At 57.7% G+C, this 4,997-nt stretch carries 4 protein-coding genes and 3 pseudogenes; 1 reads left to right on the top strand and 6 read right to left on the bottom strand.

From position 1 onward, the window contains the following. Window positions 1-479: response regulator (locus AWB81_RS40420; RefSeq protein ID WP_144444338.1), on the top strand; the 479-nt coding region annotated here is incomplete at its 5' end. A 182-nt stretch (window positions 480-661) separates the two neighbouring features. Here the strand turns inward: AWB81_RS40420 and AWB81_RS44365 are convergent. From AWB81_RS44365 to AWB81_RS40390, 6 genes and pseudogenes are all read right to left on the bottom strand, one after another. After that, window positions 662-957, bottom strand: a pseudogene (locus AWB81_RS44365) (transposase); the annotation flags it as partial. Window positions 958-1,207: 250 nt separating this feature from the next. Next, window positions 1,208-1,354, bottom strand: a pseudogene (locus AWB81_RS40410) (transposase domain-containing protein); the annotation flags it as partial. A 113-nt stretch (window positions 1,355-1,467) separates the two neighbouring features. Beyond that, window positions 1,468-1,896, bottom strand: a pseudogene (locus AWB81_RS48655) (tyrosine-type recombinase/integrase); the annotation flags it as partial. 139 nt (window positions 1,897-2,035) lie between these two features. Beyond that, window positions 2,036-3,052, bottom strand: coding sequence for a tyrosine-type recombinase/integrase (locus AWB81_RS40400; RefSeq protein WP_062643971.1), 1,017 nt, complete (start codon window positions 3,050-3,052; stop codon window positions 2,036-2,038). Window positions 3,053-3,154: 102 nt separating this feature from the next. Then, window positions 3,155-3,991 (bottom strand): tyrosine-type recombinase/integrase, encoded by an 837-nt coding sequence (locus tag AWB81_RS40395; RefSeq protein WP_327373388.1) that lies wholly within the window; start codon window positions 3,989-3,991, stop codon window positions 3,155-3,157. Continuing rightward, window positions 3,988-4,632, bottom strand: coding sequence for a site-specific integrase (locus tag AWB81_RS40390; RefSeq protein WP_235026177.1), 645 nt, complete (start codon window positions 4,630-4,632; stop codon window positions 3,988-3,990). The genes AWB81_RS40395 and AWB81_RS40390 overlap by 4 nt, the downstream gene beginning before the upstream one ends. Window positions 4,633-4,997: the final 365 nt, after the last annotated feature.

Genomic DNA, 4,997 nt, shown 5'->3' with positions numbered 1-4,997 from the left:
CCTCGGCTGGATTGGGACAAGGATCCTGTTTCCGGCTATGGTTGCCATACCTTCCTCCATCCACACCGGTATTGCGCGCGGATAAAACCGCTGATCCCAGCATTCTGAAGGGACTGCGCGTACTGCTTGTCGACGATTCGCTGGAAGGCCTCGAAGGGTTCCGGACTTTGCTTGAATTAGAAGGGGCGCAGGTCAGAGCGGAATCGAGACCCGAGGCAGCTCTCGAGGCCGCGAGCGAAAGCAAGTTCGATCTCATCCTGTCGGATATCGGCATGCCGACGATGAACGGCTATGAACTGATTGCGAAGTTGCGCGAACTGCCGGCGTGTAGGGCGGTTCCAGCGATCGCTTTAACAGGTTTCGGGCGCGAGCAGGACGCTGCCGAGGCACTACGTGCAGGGTTCGATGCGCATTTGGGTAAGCCCGTGTCGCTGAACGCGCTCCTCGTGGCTATCAGCGGAAACCTAGCAAAAAAGTAGCGAATATTGGAGTCGATGCATTAAGCATTTTCTAGAGTCGATGTGGCACGGAACAGCCTCGAAAGTGCCCGGCTTCAGCGCGGAGGTTCCCTTTTAAGCAGACCGCTACCGCTCAATTGCTGGTCAGAGGTGGCCCCGTTCGTTCGGACAGTTTTTTCGATTTTTAAGTGGAACGCTGGTGGTCACGCTGCCGATTCAATCGCGGGCAGCTTCGCGAAGTAAGCTTCTTCCGGGGTCTTGTCCGACAGACTTGAATGAGGCCTTTGATGGTTGTACCACGTCAGGTAATTAGCGATCGACTTCCGTGCCTGGCCGACGGACTCATAGGCTTCAAATATATCTCTTCATACTTCACGCTGCGCCACAGCCGTTCGATAAAAACGTTGTCCCGCCAGCTTCCCTTGCCATCCATCGACAGAGCGATTCCGCGCGAGAGGACCGCGTCGGTGAAGACCGTACTGGTGAATTGACTCCCCTGGACGCCCTTCTAAAGGTCAAGGGGCAATTTGAACCTGTCCGATCTGGCGGTTGCGCTGCCGGATTACGGAATAGACCTCCCGCGCAATATAGCGCTTGAGGGTAAGCGACTCGGCTGGGCGAGGTCCTCATTCGTGCGCGCGTGAGGCATGATGGTGATGGCGTGGTGGAATTCATTTAGATCACGGGGGATCGTGTCCATGATCGGCGATCGTGGACACGATCCATCCAAATCTTCCAGATCTATCCGGTTAAGGTGCAGGCGGAGTGGCCGGCTTCAGTTTGTCGGCCACGTTCCATGGCAGCAATTCGTCGATGCGTGAGATCTTGTGATCAGCGATGTGGGTCAGGACGTATTCGAGGTAGGCGCGCGGGTTTATCGCATTTAGCTTTGCCGATCATGCCGAATCCTGTGCTATGCCGAACGGCTGGGGCTGATGGCGATTTGGGCACCGCAAAAGCGACGTCGCTGCCGATCGTACATCGTGCGCGTTCGGCATAGTCGGACGCTTCACAACGCGGTTAGGAACTCAAGTAGTTTATCGCCTGCGCGGTATCGACCCAATGGGTTGCCGTTCGAGGACTTGACTTTAGCCAGTGCGGCTTCCTTGAGGGCTAAATGAGCGTGCAAATAGACCTGAGTGGTTTCGACCGATTCGTTTCCTAACCACAACGCAATGACGGAGCAGTCGACGCCGGCATGAAGTAGTTCCATTGCAGCGGTGTGCCGAAGGACGTGTGGCGTGATTCGCTTACGTGTCAAGGACGAGCAGCAGGCACTCGCGGTGGATACATACTTGCCCAGAAGATGTTGCACAGAGTCAGAGCTGAGCCGACCACCGATTATATTAGGGAACAACGCGTGCGCGCCGTTGCGCGAGGGCTCTTGCAACCAGGCTTTGAGCGTGGCGATTGTGTGCGTTGTCAATGGCGTGCATCGTTCTTTGCGCTCATGGAAATATTTGCATGATCGGCGCTATGACGATCTCGCGATTATGCACAGTTCCGCGCCACGGACACCCGTTAGCCGTGCTGCGGTTGGCCCAGCCGTGGGGCCGTGGTGTGGACTCTGCGCATAACTATAGGCTTTCAAGGAACTGCATCAGGCGATCGGGCGGTCGATACCGCGTGATTCTGCTGCGAGGCGGCTGCAACTTATTGAGCGCACGCTCCTTCATCGCGAGGTCGGCCTCGACGTACATGTGAGTAGTGGCTGGGCTTTCGTGTCCAAGCCACAGTGCAATGACACTCAGGTCAACGCCCGATTGCAGCAGATGAGTCCCAGTCGAGTGCCGGATGACATGCGGTGAGATGGGATGGCTTGATAGTTGAGGACATTGCCTGGTGGCTGTCCGCGCTGCGAGCTTGAGCCGATCCGTAACGTTGGAGCGTGTCATCGGATTCCCCGAACGATTGGGAAACAGCATCTGGTCAGGCGATGACTCGATCCGCGGCAACCAGCTTCTGATTTGGCTCGCGGTTGAGCGCCACAAAGGTACGGTGCGCTGTTTCCGGCCTTTGCCGTGGATATGAGCACAGGGCGCTTTATCCAGGACAACGTCACCCACCCGCAGACGGATCAGTTCGGAAACCCGCGCGCCAGTATTGTATAGAGTTGCAAACAGTACCCGGTCCCGCTGCCCGCACCAGGTGTTGGGGTCGGGTGCGGCGAGTAGTGCCTCGATCTCGTCACGCGATAGGTGACCGATGAGCGGTCTGTCGAAGCGTTTCATCGGGATGGCTAGAGTGCTTTGGATAACAGCCAGCGCAGAAATATCCTTGAGTGCCGCGTACTTCAGAAATGAACGAATGGCAACAAGCCGCGCATTCCGGGTGCGCGCGCAATTATGTCGATCGTCCTGAAGATGGCGAAGGAAGGCCAGCACCAGATCCACGTCGATGTCCGCTAGCGCCAGGTCGACAGGCGACTTACGGAGACGCGCCTGAGCAAACTGAAGGAATAGTCGAAATGTATCCCGATAGCTGGCTATCGTCTGCGGACTGGCTGCCCGTTGTTGCATCAGGCGCTCAATGAAGAATTCCTGTAGCAGCGCCGCGAAGTTTGACGACGAACAATACTGCCTGTGCCTAGACATGACAGACTCCTTCCGTAAAGTGCTCAAAGCGCTGGGCTGCAATCGCCATCAATTCCGGGATGCCCGTCAGATACCAGTAGGTGTCGGTCACCTTGGCGTGCCCTACGTAAGTCGTAGCATGACCATTGCGTTGTCGACGTCCACCCCTTGCTGGTACCAGAGCAACACCCGTCGACAGATAAACGAGTGCCTCAGATCGTGGATGCGTGGAGCCGGATGATCACCACGGGCGACCCATCCCAACTGTGAACGCAAGGACCCGAAGGCAGCCTCAACCGTACTGATCTTCATGCTGCTTCCGTGCACAATGAAGAAATGATCGCTCAGCGTGACGGGCCAATCGTGATCGCGTAGCTTTACGTAGCGTCCGAGTTCTCGCACGACGGTTGGATGAAGGGGAACAACGCGGGACTTACGATACTTCGTTTCCCGAATCATCAACAAACCGTGATCCAGGTCGACATCTGCGCGTCTCAGATTAAGCGCCTCAGCAATCCGCAGTCCGGTGGCTGCGATCAGCCCGAACAGGGTTGAGTAGGTGACGGGGCGCAGTTTCTCCTTCGAGGGCAAGGTTACAGCGGCGGCGAGCAGTTCCCGGATCTCCGCATCGGTATAGATGTGCGGTGTCAGACGGCGATGGCACCGGCCGAACAAGTCACGTGCAGGAACCTCGGTGGCGGGGTCAAATTGTTGGAGATACCTCGCGAACGGGCGAACGATCTCGATCCGGCGGCCCCAGGTAATGGGCGCTTGAAGTGGTCCGGACCGGGCCCAGGACACTGCCAGATTTACGGTCAACGGGCCTTGATGGCCGGTCCGGTCGGAGAAGCGGGCAAAGTCAAGCAGCCGGCGTCCCGTGCACCGCAGGTCGAAACCGAGACGACGTCTTGACGCGAGGTAGTCCTCGGCGAGCGATACCATCCTGACTTTGCGCTTCATGATGCTCTCCCCGGCCAGGGCAGCGCGACGCGGGCGAGACCGCTGATATCGATCGTGGTGTAAATCGCGGTAGTATCCAGGCAGCGGTGTCGAAGGATATCTGCGATCTCCTTCATGGGAACTCCTGCCTGGACCAATCGGCTTCCTACGCTGTGTCGCAGAACATGGGTTCCCCGCCGACACGGATCACTACCGCATCGCGCATGAGCGGCGCGGACGGTATTGCGAACGACACTCGAGCCGACGGGTTCAGTGAGTGGAGCGCGATGCCGCAGAAATACCGCGCGGCTATCCGAGACCGGGCGGCCGTCAGTCAGGTATTGAGCAATTGCGCGACCGGTCCGGGGCGGCAATGGAAGCACATCTGTTCGCCGCGCCTTGCCTGCTGATAACCGCAACGTCCCATCGTGCCAGTTTAGATCGTCAAGCTGTAGCGAAGCGACTTCGCCGGCGCGTAGTCCCAGGTCGACCATACACCGGGCCATCGCGTAGTCTCTGCGGCCGATCGCGGATTTGCGATCGAATGCGTTGAGAAACCGTTCCAGCTCCGCCTCAGATAGCGTGTGTGGTAACGATGCGAACCGCCACTGGGCGATTTGCGGAATCGCGGCAATAAGGCACCGGACGTGATCTCCGTGCATACCTCGGAAACGCAAGTAGCTCCGTAGTGCAATCCCAAGGACTTTGCCGGTGCTCGGCTTGCATCCTTCGATGTGGCTAACTACAAATCGATGAACATGTTCCGGTTTGACCTGTGCCATATTGATTCTCGATGCACCGAATCGCTCCGATAGGAACGTCCGTACGATGCGCGTGCGCAACCTTCTCGTAGATGCGGCCAGCCCGCAGACCTGGTCAAGGTGTGCGTCAAATTCCCTGAGCTCCTCCCGTATCAAACGGGGCGTGAAATCGGGCTGATGGCGTATGTCCCCGGACGGTCAGTTGAAACTCCCCCAGTTGTGGTCGCCTAAAATCCCCCACCGTGTGAAGCAGGACGAGGTCGAGT

This window comes from Caballeronia arationis (assembly GCF_001544975.2).
Classification (GTDB): Bacteria; Pseudomonadota; Gammaproteobacteria; order Burkholderiales; family Burkholderiaceae; genus Caballeronia; species Caballeronia arationis.
The sequence above is the reverse complement of the archived record's forward strand: the minus strand, read 5'-3'. Positions and strand labels throughout refer to the sequence as shown.